The organism is Corallococcus sp. AB049A (assembly GCF_003668885.1).
Taxonomy (GTDB): domain Bacteria; phylum Myxococcota; class Myxococcia; order Myxococcales; family Myxococcaceae; genus Corallococcus; species Corallococcus interemptor.
This window is the reverse complement of record NZ_RAWL01000737.1, coordinates 1-2,057: the sequence shown is the minus strand read 5'-3', so window position 1 is coordinate 2,057 and position 2,057 is coordinate 1. Positions and strand designations below refer to the sequence as shown.

At 67.9% G+C, this 2,057-nt stretch carries 3 protein-coding genes; 2 read left to right on the top strand and 1 reads right to left on the bottom strand.

Annotated features, from left to right (window positions below):
• The first annotated feature begins 91 nt into the window (after positions 1-91).
• A complete protein-coding gene (locus D7X55_RS38860) occupies positions 92-550 on the top strand; it encodes a hypothetical protein (RefSeq protein WP_120552382.1) in 459 nt (152 codons plus the stop codon).
• Positions 551-680: 130 nt separating this feature from the next.
• Complete coding sequence (locus D7X55_RS38855) at positions 681-1,097, top strand: hypothetical protein (RefSeq protein WP_120552383.1); 417 nt, start codon at positions 681-683, stop codon at positions 1,095-1,097.
• Between the two features lie 106 nt (positions 1,098-1,203).
• On the opposite strand, the gene D7X55_RS38850 is transcribed toward D7X55_RS38855, so the two are convergent.
• The gene (locus tag D7X55_RS38850) at positions 1,204-1,869 is read right to left on the bottom strand and encodes an SCO family protein (protein WP_233610350.1); all 666 of its coding nucleotides are present in this window, start codon (positions 1,867-1,869) and stop codon (positions 1,204-1,206) included.
• Positions 1,870-2,057: the final 188 nt, after the last annotated feature.

Genomic DNA, 2,057 nt, shown 5'->3' with positions numbered 1-2,057 from the left:
GGCCACTCCGGGTGGGGGAATGGGTACTACTGGAAAGATGGGCTAGAGTTGTTCCCAGCCGTCTTTCCTCTCCTCTCCGGAGCGAAATCGCATGTCCCAGCAAGCCCCTGGCAAGAAGCGTGGTCTGTCCCGTCCCGTGGAAGTCGTGCGCGCGGAGCTCCTCAAGGACCCCGAGACGAAGCGCATCGCGGACGCGGTGGGCATGAAGCTGGAGGACTACGTCGAGCTGGTCCTCGAGTACGCCCAGGACAAGGACAAGGAGCCCATGCTCAACGTCGTGTCCGACGAGGAGCTGAAGGCGAACGGCTTCCCCGTGCACACGGTGGAGGAGGTCGGCGAGTTCCTGGTCGCGGGCGCCAAGGGTGAGCTGCCCGGCCAGGGCAACCCCTTCGCCAAGTCCGAGTTCGAGGCCGGCAAGGGCGGCGCCGCCGCCGCGGGCAAGCCCAGCCTGAACCCCGCGGGCGAGGCCCCCAAGGCCCCCCAGGACGAGGCCAAGCGCCAGGAGTTGATGGACCAGCTGAAGAAGGGCGGAGGCGGAACCCGGGGCTGAGGCCCGCCCGGAATCTCCGTGAAATTGATCGGAAATTCGGAGGAAACATTTTCCTCCCCCTTCCGAGAATCCTTTTGCAGCTTCACTTCGGCACACTCTCCAAACCAGACTTCAAGCAGGGGGTTTCACCATGGGCGGCATCGGCAAGGTTGTCAGCAGCGTCGCGAAGACGGTCTCCAACATCGCGGGCGGCGTCGCGAACATCGCGGGCAAGGCGCTGAACTTCGTGCAGAACCCCATGGGCGCCATCACGGGCGGCCTGAAGGGTCTGGCGGGCGGCCTGCTGGACAAGCTCCCGTTCGGCCTGGGCAAGCTGGCGAAGCCGTTCGTGGACAAGTTCATCGACTCCGGCGCGGCGCTGCTCTCCAAGGGCCCCCTGGCCGGTCTGTCCCAGCTGACCAAGTTCGCCCCCTCCGTGAAGGCCATCGGCGACATCGCGAACGTCGTGAAGCAGGGCGCGGACAAGGTCGGCGCGCTGGCCTCCCAGCCCGCGCAGCAGAACTTCCAGAACATCATCGCGCAGGCCCAGGCGCAGCTCATCAACTGAGCTCCCCGCTGAAGCTGACGTGACGAGGGCCGGTGCTCACCGAAAGGTGGGGCCGGCCCTTCGGCTTTGCGGGCTGGGGCGCTCAGCCCTCTTCTCAGCCCTCTTCTCAGCCCTCTTCGCGGGTGATGCGGAAGGCGTCGGTCTCCAGCTTCTGGGTCGCCTCGGGGTCCGCGCTGTCGTAGTAGCCGCGAATCTCCCCGGTGCCGTCCACCAGCACGAAGTGGGTGCCGTGGAAGATGGAGAGCAGGTCGTCCTCGGCGGCGCCGGGCTCGCGGCCCATGCTGATCTTGAAGCCCTGGACGATGGTGTCCTTGAGGGTGGCGTAGTCGCCGGTGAGGAAGTTCCAGCGGGTGAAGTCCGCCTGGTACTTCTTCCCGTACTCGGCCAGCCGCTCCGGGGTGTCGTAGGCGGGGTCCACGGAGAAGGACACCAGCTGCAAATCCGTCCCCAGCTTCGCCGTGCGGTCCTGCACGCGCGCCATCTTCTGGGTGAAGACGGGGCAGACCGTGGGACAGCGGGTGAAGATGAAGTTGGCGATGTACGGGTGGCCGCGCAGCTGCTTCGCCCCGAAGGGCTGGCCGTCCTGCCGCGTGAAGGTGAAGTCCGGCAGCGCGCCCAGCCGGGGCGGCGGCTTGGACCGGCCCTCCATCAGGTCGTGGATCGCCACCCCCATGAAGCCGAGCGACGCCACGGCGATGCCCGCCCAGACCCAGGAGCGGCGGACGGGACGGGAGCGGGGAGCGGACGGGGAGGAGGGCGATTCGACGGACATGCCCGGCACGTACGGCATCGGCGGGGAGCGCACAAGCGCCGGGCCTGGCCGGGGTAGGGGCTGGCCGCATGCGAGGCATGAGGGAGAGTGGCCGCTCCCGGGAGGACGGGGTGCTGCTTGAGGGGACGAGGGGTGCGTGCTAGCCCGGAGGCCATGTCCCAGGCCCTCTTCCAGCTCCCGGGTGGACG